The sequence below is a fragment of the Streptomyces sp. NPDC050161 genome, from assembly GCF_044460025.1.
In the GTDB taxonomy this organism is placed as follows: domain Bacteria; phylum Actinomycetota; class Actinomycetes; order Streptomycetales; family Streptomycetaceae; genus Streptomyces.
In genome coordinates this window covers 316,624-335,213 of the sequence record NZ_JBITJM010000004.1, presented here as the reverse complement: position 1 = coordinate 335,213, position 18,590 = coordinate 316,624, and the positions used below count along the sequence as shown (strand labels likewise).

The window sequence follows — 18,590 nt, the reverse complement described above, 5'->3', positions numbered from 1 at the left end:
ATGCCCGGCCACACGGAGAACGCCATCACCATCGCCGCGCCCCTCGACCTCGTCTGGGAGATGACCAACGACCTGGAGAACTGGCCGCAGTTGTTCAGCGAGTACGCGTCGGTCGACGTGCTCTCCCGCGAAGGCAACAAGACGACCTTCCGGCTGACGATGCACCCGGACAAGAACGGCACGGTCTGGAGCTGGGTCTCGGAGCGGACCACCGACCGCGAGGGGCTGACCGTCCGGGCCCGCCGCGTGGAGACCGGTCCTTTCGACCACATGAACATCCACTGGTCGTACTCGGGGAACAAGACCGGCACGACCATGCACTGGACGCAGGACTTCGCGATGAAGCCGGAGGCTCCCGTCGACGACCAGGGCATGACCGACATGATCAACCGCAACTCCCGCGTCCAGCTGGAACTCATCCGGGACAAGATCGAACAGCGCGACCGCGAGCTGAGGTCCGCTTCCGTCACACCCAACTGACGTCCCCCAGGACCCCGTTCGCACCGCCGCCCCGGCGGCAAGGAAGGAACCCTCCCGATGCACCACGCTCTGATCGTCGCCCGTATGGCGCCGGAGTCGGCTCCGGATATCGCCGACGTGTTCAGCGCGTCCGACCGCACGGAACTGCCGCATCTGGTCGGCGTCACCCGGCGGACGCTCTTCCAGTTCGGTGAGGTGTATCTGCACCTCATCGAGTCGGAACAGCCGCCGGGCCCGGAGATCGCCAAGGTGACAGGACACCCCGAGTTCCGCGCCATCAGCGACCGGCTGTCCGCCTTCGTCAGCCCGTACGACCCGGAGACCTGGCGGGGGCCGAAGGACGCGATGGCCCACCAGTTCTACCGCTGGGAGCGTGACGGCCGGTCCTGATCCGCCGATGCCGCACGAAGCAGGCCGCCTGCCGGGGAACTCCTCCGGCAGGCGGCCTGCTTCGTGGTGCGCGGACGGCCCGCGCTACTCGGGGACGGTGCACTCGAAGGCGTGCAGGTACGGGTTGACCTGGAGGATGTCGCCGATGATCAGGCCCGCTTCGCTCATCCTGTGCACCAGGCTCTCCTTGGAGTGCTTGGCGCCGCCGACGTTGAGGAGCAGCAGCAGGTCCATGGCGGTGGTGAACTTCATGGAAGGGCTGTCGTCCACCAGGTTCTCGATGATCACCACCCGGGCGCCGGGCCGCGCGGCGTCGACGACGTTGCGGAGCGTCCTGCGGGTGCTCTCGTCGTCCCATTCCAGGATGTTCTTGATGAGGTAGAGGTCAGCCTGGACCGGGACGGCGCTGCGGCAGTCGCCGGGCAGGATCCGGGCCCGCGCGGCGAGCGGGCCGCCGTCGCGCAGCCTGGGGTCCGCGTTGGCGACGACGTCGGGCAGGTCGAGCAGTGTCCCTTCGAGGTCCGGGTGCTTCTCCAGGAGTCCGGCCAGGACGTGGCCCTGGCCGCCGCCGATGTCGACGACGGTGGCGACTCCGGTGAGGTCGAGGAGTCCGGCGACGTCCTGCGCCGACTGCCTGGACGAGGTGGTCATCGCCCGGTCGAAGACCTGGGCCGAGTCGCGGGCGTCCTGGTGCAGGTACTCGAAGAAGCCCTTGCCGTACAGGTCGTCGAAGACGCTGCGGCCCGAGCGTACGGCCTGGTCGAGCATCGGCCAGGCGTCCCAGGTCCAGGGTTCGGTGCACCACAGGGAGATGTATCGCAGGCTGTTGGGGGCGTCGTCCCGCAGCAGCCTGGACATCTCGGTGTGGGCGTACCTGCCGTCGCCTGTCTCTTCGAAGACTCCGTAGCAGGACAGGGCCCGCAGCAGTCGTTCCAGGGGTCTGGGTTCGATGTCCAGTGTGGTGGCGAGTTCTTCCGGTGTGGCGGGCGCGTCTCCGAGTGCGTCGGCCACGCCGAGCCTGGCGGCTGCGCGCACGGCCGCGGCGCACGCGGCGCCGAAGACGAGTTCCCGCAGCTTCATGGCCGGCTGCGGGGTAGGGCTCACGGTGGTCATTCCGTCTCGTTTCTGCTGGTCGGGACCGGCGCGCGGGTCAGCACATGCCGGCCGGCTGCGAGGTGCGGCAGATGTTGGCTTCGAAGCGGTTGGTCTTGCCGGTGTCGCGGTTGGCGAGGTCGGCGGGCTTGTTGTCCAGTGCCACGTTGCCTTCGAGGACGTGGCGTTCGTTGAGCACCTTCACAAAGCTGTGGAAGAGGACGATTCCGCCGGACAGCGGGGAGTTGCCGACGTTGCCGCGGACGAGGTTCTTCTCCACGCGGGCGTCCTCGGCGCCGGTGAGGACGATGCCGGAGCCCTGGAGCGCGGGCAGGCGTTTGGTGGCGGGGCAGGACTTGTTGTTGTCGGAGACGTTGTTCCGGTTGACCGTCAACGCGCCGGCGCGCGGGCGGGATTCGTCGCCGACGACGAACACGCCGGCGCAGTTCCCTGTCACCTCGTTGTCGTCGACGCTCAGGTGGCGGGCGCGGCGGACGGTGATGCCGATGCGGTTGCCGGTGACGGTGTTGCGGTCGATGCGCGCGCCGCGGGTGTTGAGGGCGCCGCCTTCCTCCTCGACCGTGTTGGCCAGGAAGATGCCCGCGTCGCCGTTGCCGGACGCGGAGTTGTCCAGGAAGGTTCCGCGGGTGGATTTCTGCTGGGCGATACCCCACTGGCCGTTGTCGCGCGAGGTCACCCCGCGCACCCGCAGCCGGTCGGTCTCGGATGCCCAGATGCCGTTCTTGTGGAAGCCGGAGACGGTCAGGGAGTGGATGCCGACGTCGCGCAGACGATGGCCCGCCGTGCCCAGGACGCAGATGCCGTTGCCCTGCTGCCCGCAGGAGTTCGCCGCCCGGGTCTCCGCAGGACGGATCACGGTCCACTCGCCCGACCCGCGCAGGGTCAGGCCGGGCTTGTCGATCCGTACGCTCTCCCGGTACACGCCCGGCGCGATGTCGACGGTGTCACCCGGCTCGGCCGCGTCCACCGCCTTCTGGATCGACTCACCCGGGTGGACCGTGTAATGGTCGCCTGCCTGGCTCGGTGGGGCCGTGACTACTCCTGTGACCAGGACCGTTGCCAGGCACCCCGCAAATTTCAGCTGTCGTTTCACCATGAGGCGAAGTTATGGGCGGGCGACGGCGCTCGCCACCTGTGGTAACCCGATGACCACAGTCGGTACACCCGTCGGTATGCCGGGCGGGCCGCGGAGGCCGGTCGGGGCGCTTCCGGTGGTGGCTGCCGTGGCGGCCGACCATCATGGAACGGGCCGCCCCGAACGGCACGCGAAGGCCGCCTGCCACCGGGGACGGCCGCCTTGCCCCGCCCCTCGTCCGAAGGAGTCCGCATGAGCGCCGGAACGGACCTGCTCGTCGATGCCTTCGGCCGCATCCGGGAGGTCGTCGAGGAAGTGGTCGGCGGGCTCGGTCCCGGAGAGCTGGCCGAGCGCCCGGGTGGGGGCGAGGGCAATTCGATCTGCTGGCTCATCTGGCATCTGACCCGCGTCCAGGACGACCACATCGCGGACGCGGCCGGCACCGAGCAGGTCTGGACGGCGCAGGGCTGGGCCAAGCGCTTCGGCCTGCCCTTCCCGGCCGGCTCCACCGGATACGGCCACTCCCGCAAGGACGTGGCGGCGGTACGCGACCTGACCGCGCGGCAGCTCACCGGCTACCACGCGGCGGTGCACGACACCACCGTGGACTACGTCGCGACCTTGCAGGTCAAGGACCTGGAGCGGGTCATCGACAGCTCCTGGGATCCGCCGGTGACGCTGGCGGTGCGGTTGATCAGCGTGATCGCCGACGATCTCCAGCATGCGGGCCAGGCGGCGTATGTGCGGGGCCTGTTGGGGCACCGCGGGCGGGTGTGACAAGAGCGGCGGGGCGGCACCCTCCGTGCCGTCAGCGCTCCCTGAGCCCCAGCACCGTGGCGACGTGTTCCCCTGCGGGGGCCTCCAGTGCGTCGTGCAGGGCGAAGAACAGGTCGGCCGCGCGGATGCCGACCCAGTCCGCGGGCAGCAGCTCGGCGGGCAGGCCGGGGTCCAGGTAGGGCAGCCGCCGCCAGTCGGTCAGCGCCTGCACGTAGGCGGCGAACGCCTCGGGGCCGTCCACGGGTGTGCGGCTGCCGAGGTGTTCGAGCACCGGGCCGTGGTCGGCGATGAAGTCCGCGTAGAGCGGTTCGAGCTGGGCGAAGTCCCACCACCGCCTGACCTTCTCGGACAGGTCGCCGAAGGCGAGGTAGTCGCAGCGCAGCAGGTCGGCGTAGGCGGTGAGGTCGAGGCGGCGCAGCATGGCGGCGGTCGCGTCGTGCAGGTGGGCCGGTGCGATCCAGACGCCGGCCGAGACCGTGCCGAAGCCGAGCTTGGTGAGCTGGGAGCGCAGTTGGTGGCGCTTGTTGCGCTCGGACTCGGGGACGGAGAAGACGGCGAGCAGCCAGCCGTCGGTGAGGGTGGCGCGGGTACGCCGGAAGATCCGCTCGTCGCCCTCGCGGAGGATGGTCAGTCCCGCTTCGGACAGTTCGTAGCCCGCGGCGCCGTCGTGGCGGGTGGCGTCGAGTACGCCGTGCCGCTTGAGGCGGTGGACGGCCGAGCGGACGGCCTGCCCGTCGGCGCCGAGCCCGGCGAGCAGACCGATCAGCGCGGCCACGGACAGCCAGCCACCCTGACGGCGCGAGTAGAGGCCGTAGACGGTGACGATGAGCTGCCGCGGGGTGACGGCCCGGGTCAGCGGTTCCGCCGCCACCTCGGCGTCGGCGACGTCGAATTCGCTGGTCATCCGGTTACCGTACCAACGCCCCCGGTGCCGCCCGCCGTTCGGCCGGGGCGCCGCATCGGGCCCGGGGCCGGGGCCGGAACGGTGGGGGCCGAGGCGTCATCGGCAGCCAGGTAGGGGCTCATGGAGAACCGAGAAGCGTTTCGACGGTCGCGCGTGCGTGACGGGCGGGGGCGGTGTCGCCGCTGATGCCGGCGGCGACGATGGCTCCTTCGGCGAGCAGGAAGACCGGTTCGGCCGACGGCATCCCGGCGGCGTGCGCCCACCCGGCGATCTGGTCGTGGAACGCCCGCTTGTGCGACCGGACTTCGGCCAGCACGGGCTCGGATGACGCGCCGATTTCACCGTGTGCGTTGACCCAGGCGCAGCCGCGGAATCCGGGCTCCGCGAACCACTCGGCCAGCCAGTCGAAGACCGCGAGCACCCGCTCGCGTGGGTCCGCGACGTGTTCCACGTGAGCGGCCAGGCTGCCCCGCCACCGCTGGTCGCGGCGTTGGAGTACCGCGACCACGAGATCTTCCTTCGTCGCGAAGAGCCGGTAGATCCGCTTCAGGGGCAGGCCGGATGCCGCGCGGATCTGGTCCATCCCGACCGCTTGGATGCCCCGCTCGTAGAAGAGCGCCTCCGCCGCGTCCAGCAGCGCCTCGCGGTCCTGGCGGTTCTGTTCCTCGGTGATCGGGGCCGGCATGGCGGGGCTCCTTGACGTTGAGAAGGGTCGTTCTCTACCTTAGACCCATCGATGGAGAACGCCCGTTCTCAACATGAGGAGACCGCCGTGTCCGAAAGCCGCCCGCCCTGCCCGCCGTTCACCCAGCAGACCGCGCTCCAGAAGGTCCAGGCAGCCGAGGACGCCTGGAACACCCGCGATCCGCAGCGGGTGGCCCTGGCCTACACCCACGATTCGACGTGGCGGAACCGGGACCTGTTCGCCCGGGGCCGACAGGAGATCATCGCCTTCCTGACCCGGAAGTGGGAGCGCGAACTGGACTACGCGCTCCGCAAGAGCCTCTGGGCGTTCCACGAGGACCGCATCGCGGTGCGCTTCCAGTACGAGTGGCACGACGCCGGCGGTCAGTGGTGGCGCAGCTACGGCAACGAGCTGTGGGAATTCGACGCGCGCGGCCTGATGCGACGCCGTGAGGCGAGCATCAACGACACCGCCATCACCGAAGCCGACCGGCGCATCTTCGGCCCACGGCCCGCGGACGAGCACGGCATCGACTTCCCGCTCCGGTAGCGCCCGCCGGACCCCGGTCGGCGGCCCGCAGTTCCGGGGCGGTGCGGGCCGGCCGACGGGGCGATACGTCAGAGGTCATGTGCCGGATTCCAGGCCGGGCACGCCCCGGCTCAGGCGCCCTCGGCAGGAGCGTGGGCCGCCGCTGCTTTCGGGGTGGCCAGGAAGATCGTGACCAGGGTGAGGGCAGCGGCCAGCCAGGTGACGGTGTGGAACGCGTCGGTGAGTGCCCGTGCCGTTTCCTGGGAGGCACCGGCCTGCAGCGGGGACGACGAGGTGCCCGGCGGGAGAAGCAGGCGGTAGATGACCGTGGTGACCGTGCCGAAGACGGCGATCCCCAGACCGGCGCCCGCCTCGTAGGAGACGGACTCGATTCCGGCCGCCGCGCCCGCCTGGGCGGAGGGCGCGGTGGCCATGATCAGGTTCGAGGCGACCATCTGGACCAGGCCCTGGCCGAACCCGATCAGGGCCAGGCCGAGCGGGACCACCGTGCCGGACGCGACCAGGACGTACCCGCTCGCCGCGAGCAGCAGGCCGGCGGGCACCCCCATGCGCGGCCCCGTCCGGGAGAGGATCAGTCCGCCCGCCGGCCCCGCCACCATCGCGGCGACCGGCATCGGGATCAGGTACAGCGCGGCGGCCTCCGCCGACAGTCCCTCGGCGAACTGGAGGTACTGCACGAGTTGGAGTTCAAAGCCGACCATCACCAGCACCGGCAGCACCGATGCCACCACCCCGGCGCGCAGCGCGGGCAGCCGGAACAGGGACAGGTCCAGCATCGGATGCGCGCTGCGCTGCTGCCGCCGTACGAACAGGACCAGTGCGGTCAGCCCCAGCGCGCCCGGCAGCGCCACCTCCGCGACGGCGACGTCGTCGTGGGTGAAGGCGATGATCGCGTAGGCGCAGCCCAGGAAGCCCACGATCGACAGGAGGGGCGAGGTGGCTTCCCAGGGCTGCCGTTCGGACTCGACCTCGTTGCGCAGCAGCAGCGCGACGGCGGGCACGGCGAGCGCCACGACCGGCAGGTTGACCAGGAAGATCGAGCCCCACCAGAAGTGCAGCAGCAGGAAGCCGCCCGCCACCGGGCCCAGCGCCGACGCGCCGGCCGCGACCGCGCTCCACGCCCCGATGGCCACCGCGTGGTCGCGGCCGTCGCCGAAGGTCTGCCGGATGAGCGCCAGCGTGGCCGGGATGATCATCGCCGCGCCGACCGCCAGCGCCGCGCGGGCGCCGATCAGGGCCAGTGGTCCCGACGCCGTCGCGCACAGCGCGGAGGCCACGCCGAAGACCGCCAACCCGGCCAGCAGCAGCCGCTTGTGGCCGATCCGGTCGCCCAACGGCCCGCTGACCAGGACCAGTCCGACCATCAGGAGCGAGTACACGTCCACCGTCCACAGCAGTTCGGTGGGGGACGCGTGCAGTTCGTGGGCAAGGGTCGGGACGGTGATGGTGAGGATGGTGACGTCCATGGCTGCGGGCAGGAAGCACAGCAGCACCACGGTCAGCACCAGCCAGCGCCGGACCGCCCCGACAGCGGGCAGTGTGCGGGTCACGTGCCGAGGCCCAGAGCCGTCCTGGCGCTGACGATCAGTTCATGTAACCCGGCGAGACTTGGCGCGTAGAACATGCAGCTCAGTCTGCCATTGCGCAGATCGGTCAGTTCGGTGGGTACCACGCCACGTTCGGCGTGCCGGGGCGAGGCCACGAGCGGTCCGAGCAGCCGCAGTACGTCCGGCAGATCCGGCCGGTCAGGCAGGTCGTAGAAGTCGTAGTTGCCGACGGCGTGGGTGTCGAGGTAGTGGGGGCCGATGAGTTGCTCGCCGAATTCGTGGACGTGGCTCGATCCGGTGCGGCGGGCGTTGAGGTCGTGCATGTGGACGACGCCGTCGCGGGCGATCGCGTCGATGCCGAACCGCCCGCGGTAGCCGCGCCGTTGCATCTCACCGGCCAGCCGGAGCCCGCCTTCGGTCAGCGGGCGGTACCACCATGCGTCACGCAGTTCCCGTGCGGTGACGTTGCCGCGCAGGTGGGTGGCGCCCTCGAAGAGCATGTCGGTCGTGTAGCAGAGGTGCGGTGGTGCCTTCTCGGGGATCAGGTATTCCACGGAAGGGAAGGTGATGTCGCCGTCGATGAACTCCTCGACGACCACCGGGTCTTCGCCGTAGAACGCGCTCGCGGCCAGGCGTTCGGCGATGTCGTCGTCGCCGGGCCGGAAGATCAGCAGGCCGAGGCTCGCCTCCCCGCGGTCCGCCTTGACGATGCACGGCGTGCCCGTGGCGAGCATGGCCCGCACCGCCGCCGGCACCTCCTGCCGTCCGGCGCAGTGCGTACCGGGCGGGATGCGGCAGGGCCCGTCGGTCATGCCGAGGCCGGTGGCCAGATCGCGCAGTCCCGTCTTGGTGTCGAACAGGTCGCGCAGGCTCTGCTGCGGTGTGCTCTCCGGCAGTTCGGCCACCACGCCGTACTCGGTGCGCAGGGCATCGGCGAACCGCCACAGGTCGGTGGTGGTGGTGTGCGGGATCAGCCGGAGCCTGCGTCCGGGGCCCGCGTGGGCGGCGACGGCGGCCATCAGCGCGGGGTCGGCGAGCGTGTCGGCGAAGAGTGAGCCGGTCCTGCCCGCCGGGCTGAGGTTCAGCACGCCGTCCAGCTCCAGGAACTTCTGCTGCCAGTCCAGGTGGCTGATCGGCTCGTAGGTGATGAGCATCTTGTTCACGGGGCCCCAGAACAGCGCCTGGTCCTGCTGGGCGTAGCACTCCGACAGCAGCGCGTCGACGTCGTCGGCGCGGACGGCGAAGTCGCGCAGGGTGTCGACCGCGTTGCACACGCAGAGGGTGGGTGTGGTCATGTTTGCTCCTCGCGCAGCAGTCCGCTGCCATCGGACACCAGGTCGACGGCGGCGGAGACCACGTGCCAGAAGAGGTCCTTGCCCAGGTCGGCGGTGGCACCCGAAGTGCTCGACAGGACGCCTTGGTTGGTCGTGCGGCCGACGTCGACGGGGTGCAGGTAGATCCCCGGGCGGGGCGGGTCGGCGTGGTCGGGGCGCGCGGCCGACACCAGGTCGGGGCGGAGGTAGAGCATCAGGCTGGTCTCGGTGATCCCCGCGTGCTCGGCGTGCCACCCGGGGAAGAGCGGTATCCGTCCGGCGAGCCAGTCCGTGTCGACCAGGCTCCACCAGCTCAGCGCGATGAACTCCTTTCCCGCTGCGGCCGGCCGCCTGCCCACCTCGTCGAGCGCCTCGAACAAGAACGGCTCGTTCTCGAAGTGGCCGTTGACGACCAGGAGACGGCGCCACGGCAGGGCGCACAGCGACTCCAGTACGTCCGTCAGGAAGTCCAGCAGGGACTGGCCGCGTACGTGGACGGTGCCGGGGAAGGCCAGCCCTCCCCCGCTCTGCGGCAGCGACCGCGCCGCGATGGACTGGGCGGGCAGGGTCAGGGCGGTCAGCTCGTAGGCGATCTGCCGGGCGAACGCGTCGGCCAGGACGGTGTCCACGGACAGCGGCAGGTGCGGGCCGTGCTGTTCGATGGATCCCACCGGCCACACCACGGTCTGCCCCGCGGTGGCCGTCAGTACCTCGGCGCTGCTCAGGTCGCACAGCTGCGGCCCCGCCGACCGGGGGGTCATGGCCGCACCCGCTCGGACCGGCCCGCCTCGGTGGCGGGTGTATTGCCGGGATCGTCCGCTCCGGTGGTCTCGGCCACGATCCGGGCGAGCGTGAGGTACATGTCGGTGTGCAGCGCGGTGTACACCTGGGCGGCCACCGCGCCGACCCGCAGGTAGTCCTGTACGTCCCGGCCCGACTGGACGCCGCCCGAACCCAGCACGGGCAGGCTGAACCCGGCCCGGCGCAGCTGCCACAGTGCGGCCAGCACCAGCGGCTTGATGCCAGGTCCCGAGTAGCCGAAGACGCCGCCGAGCCGGAGTTCGCCGGTCTCCTGGTCCACGACGGCAGCGGGCAGGGTGTCGCTGATGGTCACCGCGTCCGCGCCGGCGCGGGCGGCGGCGAACGCACGGGCGTGCAGGCCCTCGCCGCCGGCCAGCTTGACCGAGAACGGCACCGGGGTCGCGGCGCGGACGGCCGCGGTGTAGGTGTGCACCCGCTCGGGGGTGTCGTCGAGGCCGTCCTCCTCATTGAGACAGGAGATGCCCAGCTCCAGTGCCCGGCAGCCGGCCGCCGCCACGCGGACCGCCAGATCGGCCAGTTCCGCCGGGCTGTCGGCGTGCAGCGAGGCGATGACCGGCAACCCGTCCCGTGCCAGGTCGCGCAGGATGCCGAGCCAGTGGTCGACGGACCGTTTGGAGTAGGTGGTGCTGTTGATCATTCCGGTGGGCAGCCGGAGGATGCGCTCGTCCAGGCCGGTCGGCGGGTTGGGGTGGATGGTTTTGGTGACCACTGCGCCCGCGCCGGTCTCCAGCAGTCTGCGGATGTTGCGTTCCTGGTCGGTGAGCAGCCCCGAACCGACCACGACCGGATTGGCCAGGCTCAGACCCAGCACCTGTGTCTCGGCCGCCACGTCAGGCCGCTGTCCTGGTCCGGCCCAGCGTCGCCAGCACGCCGTCGACCAGCAGTGCCGGGTCGGCCGCGATCTCCTTGGCGGACAGGAACGTGGCGTCGGCGACCTGGGCGAGCCCCTTGAGCAGGTGGCTGGCCGACTCGGCGAAAGGCTGGTCGGTGACGCCCACGATGGGGCGGCCCAGTGCGCTGGCCCACCCCAGTTCGATGTGCGTGCCGTCCGTGCGCAGCAGCGTGCCGTCGAGCACCGGCAGCACCGGCACGAACACATCGCACTGGCGCATCCACGCGTAGTCGCGCACGGACACTTCCTCGGGGGTGAACGAGGAAGTGTCGGCGCCGAACCGCTCGGCCACGTGCGCGGAAAGCACGGTGGCGCCGGCCTGCCGTGCCTGCTCGATGGTCAGGCTGACGCTATCGCGGATCGGCGCCGCCATACCGCCGGGTACCAGGGCGTGCTGGATCGGGCCGCCGACGAACAGGGTGACGCCGTGCAGGGCGTCCGGGGTGACACTCATGACTTTTCGAGGCTCCTTCGAAAGAGTCTGCCGGCGACCGTGCAATCGGACGGGCTTCGGCCACCGGAAAGGGGAAACGGGCAGCGCAATTAACTCTGCGCTTGCGATGAATCACAGGGGATCCCGGGCATGGGGCGCGACGGTTTCAACGGGGCACCCGGTTGCCTACTCGTCCCGCACTCCGCGTCCATCAGGTAGGCAAATAGACGGCCCGAGACTAGTCCGGGGCGATTTGGCGTCACAAGCACCATATCCGCCAAGAGGAGATGAGCGGCAAACGTCACATAAGGCACATAACTGTCAGCGGAAACCCTGATTCCGCCGCCCTTGAAAAGCACCCCCACGGCCATTTCACGGGCTTTTACGGCACCCGGAGGCATCGCTTCCAGCCGTATTCACTGCGTTATACGAACGGCCTGAACAATCCCGATCTCGCGCATAAAAGCCTTCGAGGTCCGATACTTAAAGATGAATGGAAAGTAAAATCGGAGACCGCATTGACAGGCACCAAAACCTCCTCTAGCTTCGATTGGCATGCATGACTGACGCCGTCATTTCCCGATCGGCGTCCGTTCACTTCCGGCTCATTTCACAGCCGCGTCCCCGTCCGCATTTACCGCGCACCGAAAACCGGCCGTGGCCTTTCGGACAGTCCCGCCCAGAGGGGAAAGTTCTGGTGAACTCTTTACAGACCATCAAGCGAATTCTCAGCTCCGATGTACTGGTGGAGGTGCCGATCGACCAGATGCGGCTCGACGACAGGCTGCGCGAGGGCTACGGCATGGACTCACTCGGCTTCGTGGAGCTGCGTGTGCAGTGTGAGGAGGCATTCGGCATCGACATCCCCGACGAGGCCGTCGCCGCCGGGGAGTTGACCACGCTCGGCGACGTACTCGCACTGGTCGAGCGACTGTCGGGGGCCGGCCAGTCCTCGGCCACCGCGTGAGCGCGGCACCGGCCGCCCGCGACGACCACCCCGGGGATCCGACCGGTGTGCTGTCGCGCGGCGCGGACCTGCACCTCAACCACTACGGCGCCCCACGGCTGCCGTTCGCCTGCGTGGGCGGGCGCGGCCTGGAACTCGACGTCGTCGACCTGAGCCCGGAAGGCCGCGGCAGGCGGCTGCGGCTGCTGGACGCCAGCGGCGGCTACGCCAGCGCGACGCTGGGCGGCAACCACCCGGTCCTGCGCGGGGCGCTGGCGCGCGGCACCGGGGTCGGCAACGTCACCGACGAACTCGGCTCCCTGGAGCGGGCGGAACTCCTCGACCGGCTCTTCGGGCCCGGCGGACTGTGGACCGGCCACTTCCCCGCGGGGCAATACCACGTCAGCGGGCGCAACTCCGGCTCGGAGGGCAACGAGTTGGCGCTGCGGCTCGTGCTGGAGTCCCGGTTCGACGGCCGACGGCTGAAACACCGTCAGGGCAAGGAGCGGCGCGACACCATCCTGGCCTTCCAGGGCGCCTGGCACGGCTGGACCGGTGAGCTGGTGCAGCTGCTCAACCGCAGGCACTACCGGGCCGGTCTGCCCGAGCCCGACACCACTGGCCCGTACGGCGTCCGGGTCGACCACATCCCGTTCGGCGACACCGACGCCCTGGCCGAGTACTTCGCCACCTCCGCCGACCGGCTGCTGGCCGTGGTGGTGGAGCCGATCCAGGGCGACGCGGGCATCCTCCTGCCCCCGCCCGGCTACCTGCGCGACCTCTCGCGGCGGTGCGCCGCCGACGATGTGCTGCTGGTGGCCGACGAGGTGCTGACGTTCGCCAAGACCGGCCACTGGCTGGCCATGCGCGACGAGGAAGGACCGGTACCCACCGACATCACCGTCATCGGCAAATACCTGGGCATGGGCGCGGTGTCCACGTCGATGGTGATCGCCCGCAAGGAACTGGCCGTCCGCGCAACCGGCGCCGTGACCACGTCCGATCTCCGGCCGCCGCACTGCGCGGTGATCCGTGACGGCATCGAGCACATCGTGTCCGAAGGGCTGCTGCGGCAGTCGGCCGACGTCGGCGCGAAGCTGGCCGAACGCCTCCGCACCGCCTTGGTGGGCGGCCACCCCGACGTGTTCACCGAGGTCCGCGGGACCGGAGTCATGCTCGGCGTGGAGCTGACCTCCGCGGCGGCCGAACAGCTCGGCACGCTGCGCAGGAAGCTGATCGAAGCGGGTGTGTACGCGGAGTTCATGGCGGGCGCGGGGAAACGGTCGGGCGGCCGGCGCTACATCCATCCCACCCTGCGCATCGTGCTGCCGCTGACCACCGGCCAGGCGCAGGCGGACGAGATCGTGGACCGGGTGGCGGCAGGCGCCGGGTCGCTGTGGTGAGCGCGGGATTCCGCACCCGGGTCGAGCACGTCGACACCGACGCGACCGGGATCGTGCACTTCTCCCGCTACACCTCACTGATGGAGACCGCGGGCACGGAGCACCTGGAGGCGCACGGCGCGGGGCTGACCGCCTTCGGCGCGGCCGGTGTCGACCTGGTCGCCGCCGAACTGCGGGTGACCTATCTCCACAGCGCCGTGTACCGCGACGTGATCGTCGGAGACAGCCGGGTCGACCACGTCGGCGCGGCCTGGTTCAGGCTCGCGGTGAGTCTGCTGCGCGAGGAGGCGGACGGCATCCGTACCCCGCTGGTGACCGGAGCCCTCGTCTTCGCCGCCGTCGCCCCCGACACCCGGCGCGCGGTGCCCCTGCCGGCGCCGCTGCGACAGGCCCTGAGAGGAATCGTCCCGGATGCGGCACACCAACGAATCGGCACCCCCTCCCTCATCGGACCGCGTGGCGCGTCCGCTGGGCACATCGGCGATCGCCGCCCTGGTGCGCGGACGCCATCCCCGGCTGTTCATCGACCGGGTGCTCGACCATGAGCCCGGCGTCTTCCTGCGCAGCATGTTCGCCGTGTCGGCGGAGATGGGCGCGCTGGCCGGGCACCTGCCCGAGCGCGGCCTGACCCCGGGGGTGATCCTGCCCGGCAGTCACACCATGCAGGCTTTCGCCCAATCCGGCGTGCTGCTCTACCAGTTGAGCAGCGCCCCGCTCGCCGACGACGAGGTGACCCTGGTCGGCACGGTCAAGTCCCGCTTCCTCGCCCCGGTCGTGCCCGGCGATCAGGTCGTGCTCGACGTCCGCGCGGACCGGCTGTCGGGCCACACCTTCACCTTCTCCGCCAAGGTGACCGTGGAGGGCCGTTCGGTCGCCGGGTTCCGCGGCGCGATGAGCCGGGCGAAGGTCGATCCGGCCAGGGCCCGGCCGTGGTGACCCCGGTGATCACGGGACTGGCCTGGGACACTCCGCTGGGCCGGGACCTGGACGCGGTGTGGGAGCGGCTGTGCGCGGGCGCATCGGGCCTGGCGCCCGTCGCATCGCCGCACCCGTTGCGCAACACCGCAGCCGCCGTCATCGATGCGCCGCCGTACGGGACTTCGCCGGCCGAGCGCCAGCGGCTGCTCGCCGCGCGTGCGCTGCGCGCCGCGTTCACGGACGCCGGCCTGTCCACGACCGACCCCGATGTCGGCCTGATCCTCGGCACCAGCTTCGGCGCCTCCTTGGACGAGGCCGAGCCGACGCTGCACGCCTGGGCCGATGACGCGGCGGCGGGCATCGGGCACCCCGGTACGCCGGTGTGTGTGATGACCGCGTGCTCCGCGGGGTCGGACGCCATCGCCATCGCGCACGCCCTGGTCCGCTCGGGCGAGCGGCGCGTCTGTGTGGCGGGCGGGGTGGACGTGGTCACCGAGGCGAAGCGGCTCGGGCATTCCGCGCTGGGCACCATGAGCCCCACCGGCCTGCGGGCGTTCGACCGGACGCGCGACGGGATGCTGCTCGGCGAGGGCGCCGCCTTCGTGGTGGTCGAGCACCCCGACTCCGCCCGGGAGCGCGGCGCCCGGGTGCATGCCAGGCTGCGCGGCACCGGCGCGGCCAACGACGCCGCCGGCCTGACCGCACCCGACCCGTCAGGACGCGCCGTGGTACGCGCGGTCGAGCGCTGTCTGACGTCGGCGGGCCTGGCAGCCGCGGACGTCGCGGTGATCAACGCGCACGGGACGGGGACACCGCTCAACGACGAGGTCGAGGCGCACAGCCTGCGGGAACTGTTCGGCGCCGAAGGCCCGTTGACGTTCGCCACCAAGGGGGCGTTCGGACACAGCCTGGGTGCGACCGGGGCCGTCGAGGCCGTCGCGACGGTGCTGGCGCTGCGTCACCGGCGGGTTCCACCGGTCGTCGGGCTGCGCGATCCGGCGGCGCCGCTGCGGCTGGCCACGGGATCGGCGCAACCGGTGGGCGACGGGGCCGGGTTGAGCCTGACGTTGGGCTTCGGCGGGTTCAACACGTGCCTGCTGTTCGAAGGGGTGAGGGAGTGACACAGGTGCCGCCCGGTGTGCGGGTGCTGGGTTCGGCGACGGTGGTCGCCGACGACCCGGCCGAGCACGCGGTCAACAAGCCGTCCTTCTATGCCGACCCGGCGGCCTGGCTGGTCGCCGAGACCGTGGACCGGGCGCTGGCGGACTGCGCCGAGCCGGTGCTCGACGCCGCCGACGACACCGGGATCGTGGTCATGAGCGCGAGCGGGACCGAGCGGACGATGCGCCGCATCGCCGGATCGGTGCCGAGATCCCGGGTGTCGCCGCTGCGCTTCGCCGGGGCGAATCCAGGGGTGCTGGCCGGGCTGCCCGCCCTGCGTCACGGGCTGCGCGGTCCTTCGCTGCTGCTGGCGGCGCACCCGGACCGGGCGGCCCCCGTGGCGTTCACGGTGATCGAGGGCTGGCTCGCGGACGGCCACACCCGGCACGTGCTCCTGGCCGGCCTGCAATCCACCGCGGAAGACCGGCAGTTGTGCCGCTGCCTGGTCCTGACCGGCGCCGGAGCGGACCGGTGACGGGCCTCACCCGGTCCGGGGTGGCCGACTTCCTGACCCGGGTCGCCGACACCAGGGCCGGTGGCGAAGGCGGCGGGCCGGCCGGAGTGGACGACGTGCTGGACGACCTGTCAGGTCTTGGCCTGGCACCGGGCGACGCGGTCGTGCTCTGCCTGGCCAACGGGGTGGAACTGCTGCGCGTGCAACTCTCCTCATTGCTGCTGGGTCTGGTGCCGCTGGCCGTGCCGCCCGGGACGCCGTGGCAGCGGGTCCGCGCGCTGGCCGGGCACGTCGGGGCGGGTGTGGTGGTGACCACCCGGCTGACCGGGGCCGGGCCACGGACGCCGGTCGGCGACGCGTTCGCCGTGCCGACCGGGCACCCCGCCACCCGGTACCGGCCGGGCGAGATCCTGCTGTCCACCTCCGGCACCTCGGGGATGTTCAGCGCCTGCGTGCACCGGGTGTCCTCGCTGCTGCACAACGCCCGCCTGCACACCGGGGCCACCGGCATCACCGCGGCCGACACCCTGCTGGTGAACCTGCCGCTGTACTACTCCTACGCCCTGGTGGCGCAGGCGTTCGCCGCGTACGTGACCCGGGCGCGGCTGGTGCTCGACGGGCCCCCGTTCTCGCCGGTCGGGTACCGCGACACGGTCGCCGCACACGGGATCACCCACTCATCGGTGACCCCGACGATCGTCCGCCAGTTGCTGGCCGACCCCGGGCTCGTACCGCGTGGCCTGCGGGCGCTTGCGGTCGGCGGGGACCGGCTCGCGCCCACGGAGGTGGCGGACCTGCTGGCCGCCCGGCCGGGCGCGGAGCTGTACCTGACCTACGGGCTCACCGAGGCCGGGCCACGCGTGTCGACGCTGGCCGCGCACGCCGAGCCCGCGCACCGGTACGGCTCGGTCGGCCGCACGCTGCCCGGGGTGCGCGCCTCGCTGCGCGAAGTACGCGGCGGGGTGGGTGAGTTGCTGGTCGAGTCCGGCACGGTACTGCTGCGCCGGGTCGGACAGCACAGCGGGCGGGCCCTGCTGGGGCCGCGGACCATCGCCACCGGGGACGCCTTCTCCCTCGACGACGGCTATCTCACCTTCCACGGGCGCCTGTCGGACTTCGTGGTGCTGCGCGGCGAGAAGGTCTCGCTGAACACCGTCAGACAAGCCGCGCACGCCATTCCGGGGGTGGTGCACTGCGTGCCCAAGGTGGTGGACGAGGGCGGCGCGCAGGTGCTCGACGTCCATCTGTCGGTCACCGACCCCTTTCCCGGCGGGGAGAAAACGGTGCGGCGCCTCCTCAACTCCCAGTTGCTGCCCGCCGAACGCCCGCGTGCGGTCTTCATCTCCGCCGCCGACCCGGAGTCCTTCCGCAAATGACCCTTCGCCTCGGCTGTACCGTCCCGACGGCCCTCTCCCCCGCCGGACTGCGCGAGTTCGCGGTGACCGCGGAGGGCCTGGGCTACGACCATCTGTCCGTCCCCGAACACCTGGTGTCCGGCGCTCCCGCCTACGAGAGCCTGACGCTGGTGGCGTTCCTGGCGGCGGTCACCAGCCGGATCGAGCTGGCCACGGCGATGACGATCCTGCCGCACCGCCCGGTGGTGCTCGCCGCCAAGCAGGCCGCGCAGCTGGCCCACCTCAGCGGCGACCGGCTGCGTCTGGGGGTCGCCGTCGGGTCCGACCGTGCCGAGTCCGCCGCACTCGGCGTCGCCCCGGAAGGCCGCGCGGCACTGTTCGAGGAACAGGTCCGTGCGCTGCGGGTGCTGTGGTCGCGTCCGGAAGCGGACTTCGCCGGCGAGCACCTCGCGTTCTCCGGCGTGACCCTCACCCCACGGCCCCACCCGGTGCCCCTGTGGATGGGCGGCGGCACCCTGCGCACCGGAGGCAGACCGCGCTCGCTGCGCCGGATCGCCGCGCTCGCCGACGGCTTCACCATGTCCGGCCTGCTCGCCGACCGGGTCGGCCGGGGTGCCGCGCTCATCGCCGAACTGCGTGCGGCGGTGGCCGAAGCCGGCCGCGACCCGGCCGCGTTCGGCGTGGAAGCCCGGCTCAGGCCCGCCCCCGGCCGGCCGGACACCTGGCGCTCCCTCGCCGACGCCTGGCGGTCCGCAGGCGCCACCCACCTCACCGTCACCACCGACGACCTGTCCCTGCTGGCCCCGCTGCACGCGGCGGTGACCGGATGACGCGCCCTGACGGGACGGCCGTGGGAGCCGTCCCGTCAGCACATCCCGGGATGCGGCGGCTTCAGGGGACCGGCCGCCGGGTCCTGCGCGGCCTCCGTCAGCGCCCGCAGGCCGCGGACGAGGCCGGAGCGGACGTCGACGGGCAGCCGGTCACGGGTGGGGCGTCGGCGGCCGATGCCAGAGCCGCGCCGGGTGTGCAACTGCCAGGAACAACAGGTGAGTTGGTGGCCTGCGCCACACCCAGGCCGGGGGATCGACCGCGACGGCAGCCGGCCGGACTTCCAGCGGTACACCCTCTGTGCCGCCGGGGCTGCGCACAGCACACCGTCGGCCGGTCCGACCGGGTTGCACCCGGAGCGCCCCGGGCGGAACCTGGAAGAGGAACGGCTCAACACCCGGATGTGAGCAGGATGGTTGACGGTGCAACCGGACGCCGGAGTGCGGGCGAGGAGGAGCCGGCGCGTGGCACCCGCCGCGACGAGAGGCCCCGCCACGAGACACCTCGCCACCGCATCCCCGGCTTCACGCGCGAGGGTGCGGAGA

At 71.5% G+C, this 18,590-nt stretch carries 22 protein-coding genes; 13 read left to right on the top strand and 9 right to left on the bottom strand.

Annotated elements, in window-relative coordinates; genetic code table 11:
* Both ACIBK8_RS09275 and ACIBK8_RS09270 read left to right on the top strand, forming a co-directional pair.
* Positions 1-480, top strand: coding sequence for an SRPBCC family protein (locus tag ACIBK8_RS09275; RefSeq protein ID WP_393684990.1), 480 nt, complete (start codon positions 1-3; stop codon positions 478-480).
* A 57-nt stretch (positions 481-537) separates the two neighbouring features.
* Positions 538-870 carry a TcmI family type II polyketide cyclase gene (locus ACIBK8_RS09270; protein WP_399041064.1) on the top strand — a complete coding sequence of 111 codons (333 nt, stop codon included), beginning with the start codon at positions 538-540 and terminating at the stop codon, positions 868-870.
* Between the two features lie 84 nt (positions 871-954).
* Here ACIBK8_RS09270 and ACIBK8_RS09265 read toward each other — a convergent pair whose 3' ends face one another.
* Positions 955-1,983: a methyltransferase gene (locus tag ACIBK8_RS09265; RefSeq protein ID WP_399041063.1), complete on the bottom strand. Its 1,029-nt coding sequence runs from the start codon at positions 1,981-1,983 to the stop codon at positions 955-957.
* Between the two features lie 37 nt (positions 1,984-2,020).
* Positions 2,021-3,079, bottom strand: coding sequence for a nitrous oxide reductase family maturation protein NosD (locus tag ACIBK8_RS09260; protein WP_399041062.1), 1,059 nt, complete (start codon positions 3,077-3,079; stop codon positions 2,021-2,023).
* Between the two features lie 231 nt (positions 3,080-3,310).
* Here ACIBK8_RS09260 and ACIBK8_RS09255 point away from each other — a divergent pair, with 231 nt between their 5' ends.
* On the top strand, positions 3,311-3,835 hold the full coding sequence (locus ACIBK8_RS09255; RefSeq protein WP_399041061.1) for a DUF664 domain-containing protein: 525 nt from the start codon (positions 3,311-3,313) through the stop codon (positions 3,833-3,835).
* Between the two features lie 31 nt (positions 3,836-3,866).
* On the opposite strand, the gene ACIBK8_RS09250 is transcribed toward ACIBK8_RS09255, so the two are convergent.
* Together ACIBK8_RS09250 and ACIBK8_RS09245 are read right to left on the bottom strand one after the other, a co-directional pair.
* On the bottom strand, positions 3,867-4,739 hold the full coding sequence (locus ACIBK8_RS09250) for a PaaX family transcriptional regulator C-terminal domain-containing protein (RefSeq protein ID WP_399041060.1): 873 nt from the start codon (positions 4,737-4,739) through the stop codon (positions 3,867-3,869).
* 118 nt (positions 4,740-4,857) lie between these two features.
* Positions 4,858-5,424, bottom strand: a complete 567-nt coding sequence (locus ACIBK8_RS09245) for a TetR/AcrR family transcriptional regulator (protein ID WP_399041059.1) — start codon at positions 5,422-5,424, stop codon at positions 4,858-4,860.
* 87 nt (positions 5,425-5,511) lie between these two features.
* Between ACIBK8_RS09245 and ACIBK8_RS09240 the strand changes: the two genes are divergently transcribed.
* The gene (locus ACIBK8_RS09240; RefSeq protein ID WP_399041058.1) at positions 5,512-5,973 is read left to right on the top strand and encodes a DUF1348 family protein; all 462 of its coding nucleotides are present in this window, start codon (positions 5,512-5,514) and stop codon (positions 5,971-5,973) included.
* A 110-nt stretch (positions 5,974-6,083) separates the two neighbouring features.
* On the opposite strand, the gene ACIBK8_RS09235 is transcribed toward ACIBK8_RS09240, so the two are convergent.
* Genes ACIBK8_RS09235 through ACIBK8_RS09215 form a run of 5 tightly spaced genes read right to left on the bottom strand, consistent with a single transcriptional unit; the run spans position 6,084 to position 11,001 of the window.
* The gene (locus tag ACIBK8_RS09235; RefSeq protein WP_399041057.1) at positions 6,084-7,523 is read right to left on the bottom strand and encodes an MFS transporter; all 1,440 of its coding nucleotides are present in this window, start codon (positions 7,521-7,523) and stop codon (positions 6,084-6,086) included.
* Complete coding sequence (locus ACIBK8_RS09230; RefSeq protein WP_399041056.1) at positions 7,520-8,815, bottom strand: hypothetical protein; 1,296 nt, start codon at positions 8,813-8,815, stop codon at positions 7,520-7,522. Before ACIBK8_RS09230 ends, ACIBK8_RS09235 begins: the two co-directional genes overlap by 4 nt.
* On the bottom strand, positions 8,812-9,594 hold the full coding sequence (locus tag ACIBK8_RS09225; RefSeq protein ID WP_399041054.1) for a creatininase family protein: 783 nt from the start codon (positions 9,592-9,594) through the stop codon (positions 8,812-8,814). Before ACIBK8_RS09225 ends, ACIBK8_RS09230 begins: the two co-directional genes overlap by 4 nt.
* A complete protein-coding gene (locus ACIBK8_RS09220) occupies positions 9,591-10,484 on the bottom strand; it encodes a dihydroorotate dehydrogenase (protein WP_399041052.1) in 894 nt (297 codons plus the stop codon). The genes ACIBK8_RS09225 and ACIBK8_RS09220 overlap by 4 nt, the downstream gene beginning before the upstream one ends.
* 1 nt (position 10,485) lies before the next feature.
* On the bottom strand, positions 10,486-11,001 hold the full coding sequence (locus ACIBK8_RS09215; RefSeq protein WP_399041051.1) for a nucleoside 2-deoxyribosyltransferase: 516 nt from the start codon (positions 10,999-11,001) through the stop codon (positions 10,486-10,488).
* Positions 11,002-11,267: 266 nt separating this feature from the next.
* Here ACIBK8_RS09215 and ACIBK8_RS09210 point away from each other — a divergent pair, with 266 nt between their 5' ends.
* The 9 genes from ACIBK8_RS09210 to ACIBK8_RS09170 all read left to right on the top strand — a co-directional run bounded on the left by ACIBK8_RS09210 (position 11,268) and on the right by ACIBK8_RS09170 (position 18,047).
* Entirely contained in the window at positions 11,268-11,543 is a 276-nt protein-coding gene (locus ACIBK8_RS09210; RefSeq protein WP_399041050.1) for a hypothetical protein, read from the top strand.
* A gap of 134 nt (positions 11,544-11,677) precedes the next feature.
* The gene (locus tag ACIBK8_RS09205; RefSeq protein ID WP_399041049.1) at positions 11,678-11,947 is read left to right on the top strand and encodes an acyl carrier protein; all 270 of its coding nucleotides are present in this window, start codon (positions 11,678-11,680) and stop codon (positions 11,945-11,947) included.
* Positions 11,944-13,329, top strand: coding sequence for an aminotransferase class III-fold pyridoxal phosphate-dependent enzyme (locus tag ACIBK8_RS09200; RefSeq protein ID WP_399041048.1), 1,386 nt, complete (start codon positions 11,944-11,946; stop codon positions 13,327-13,329). The genes ACIBK8_RS09205 and ACIBK8_RS09200 overlap by 4 nt, the downstream gene beginning before the upstream one ends.
* Positions 13,326-13,874, top strand: a complete 549-nt coding sequence (locus ACIBK8_RS09195; protein ID WP_399041047.1) for an acyl-CoA thioesterase — start codon at positions 13,326-13,328, stop codon at positions 13,872-13,874. The genes ACIBK8_RS09200 and ACIBK8_RS09195 overlap by 4 nt, the downstream gene beginning before the upstream one ends.
* The gene (locus ACIBK8_RS09190) at positions 13,861-14,265 is read left to right on the top strand and encodes a 3-hydroxyacyl-ACP dehydratase FabZ family protein (protein ID WP_399041046.1); all 405 of its coding nucleotides are present in this window, start codon (positions 13,861-13,863) and stop codon (positions 14,263-14,265) included. Before ACIBK8_RS09195 ends, ACIBK8_RS09190 begins: the two co-directional genes overlap by 14 nt.
* A gap of 5 nt (positions 14,266-14,270) precedes the next feature.
* On the top strand, positions 14,271-15,368 hold the full coding sequence (locus ACIBK8_RS09185) for a beta-ketoacyl-[acyl-carrier-protein] synthase family protein (protein WP_399041045.1): 1,098 nt from the start codon (positions 14,271-14,273) through the stop codon (positions 15,366-15,368).
* Positions 15,365-15,883 (top strand): polyketide synthase, encoded by a 519-nt coding sequence (locus ACIBK8_RS09180; RefSeq protein WP_399041044.1) that lies wholly within the window; start codon positions 15,365-15,367, stop codon positions 15,881-15,883. Before ACIBK8_RS09185 ends, ACIBK8_RS09180 begins: the two co-directional genes overlap by 4 nt.
* Positions 15,880-17,238: a class I adenylate-forming enzyme family protein gene (locus tag ACIBK8_RS09175; protein WP_399041043.1), complete on the top strand. Its 1,359-nt coding sequence runs from the start codon at positions 15,880-15,882 to the stop codon at positions 17,236-17,238. The genes ACIBK8_RS09180 and ACIBK8_RS09175 overlap by 4 nt, the downstream gene beginning before the upstream one ends.
* The gene (locus ACIBK8_RS09170; RefSeq protein ID WP_399041041.1) at positions 17,235-18,047 is read left to right on the top strand and encodes a TIGR03619 family F420-dependent LLM class oxidoreductase; all 813 of its coding nucleotides are present in this window, start codon (positions 17,235-17,237) and stop codon (positions 18,045-18,047) included. Before ACIBK8_RS09175 ends, ACIBK8_RS09170 begins: the two co-directional genes overlap by 4 nt.
* Positions 18,048-18,590 lie beyond the last annotated feature (543 nt).

Bases quoted from the DNA above. Each gene is read 5' to 3' on its own strand.
- ACIBK8_RS09255 (WP_399041061.1), top strand. From the start codon at position 3,311: ATGAGCGCCGGAACGGACCTGCTCGTCGATGCCTTCGGCCGCATCCGG.
- ACIBK8_RS09225 (WP_399041054.1), bottom strand. From the start codon at position 9,594: ATGACCCCCCGGTCGGCGGGGCCGCAGCTGTGCGACCTGAGCAGCGCC.
- ACIBK8_RS09210 (WP_399041050.1), top strand. From the start codon at position 11,268: ATGAGCGGCAAACGTCACATAAGGCACATAACTGTCAGCGGAAACCCT.
- ACIBK8_RS09170 (WP_399041041.1), top strand. From the start codon at position 17,235: ATGACCCTTCGCCTCGGCTGTACCGTCCCGACGGCCCTCTCCCCCGCC.
- ACIBK8_RS09270 (WP_399041064.1), top strand. From the start codon at position 538: ATGCACCACGCTCTGATCGTCGCCCGTATGGCGCCGGAGTCGGCTCCG.
- ACIBK8_RS09245 (WP_399041059.1), bottom strand. From the start codon at position 5,424: ATGCCGGCCCCGATCACCGAGGAACAGAACCGCCAGGACCGCGAGGCG.
- ACIBK8_RS09265 (WP_399041063.1), bottom strand. From the start codon at position 1,983: ATGACCACCGTGAGCCCTACCCCGCAGCCGGCCATGAAGCTGCGGGAA.
- ACIBK8_RS09250 (WP_399041060.1), bottom strand. From the start codon at position 4,739: ATGACCAGCGAATTCGACGTCGCCGACGCCGAGGTGGCGGCGGAACCG.
- ACIBK8_RS09275 (WP_393684990.1), top strand. From the start codon at position 1: ATGCCCGGCCACACGGAGAACGCCATCACCATCGCCGCGCCCCTCGAC.
- ACIBK8_RS09215 (WP_399041051.1), bottom strand. From the start codon at position 11,001: ATGAGTGTCACCCCGGACGCCCTGCACGGCGTCACCCTGTTCGTCGGC.
- ACIBK8_RS09230 (WP_399041056.1), bottom strand. From the start codon at position 8,815: ATGACCACACCCACCCTCTGCGTGTGCAACGCGGTCGACACCCTGCGC.
- ACIBK8_RS09260 (WP_399041062.1), bottom strand. From the start codon at position 3,079: ATGGTGAAACGACAGCTGAAATTTGCGGGGTGCCTGGCAACGGTCCTG.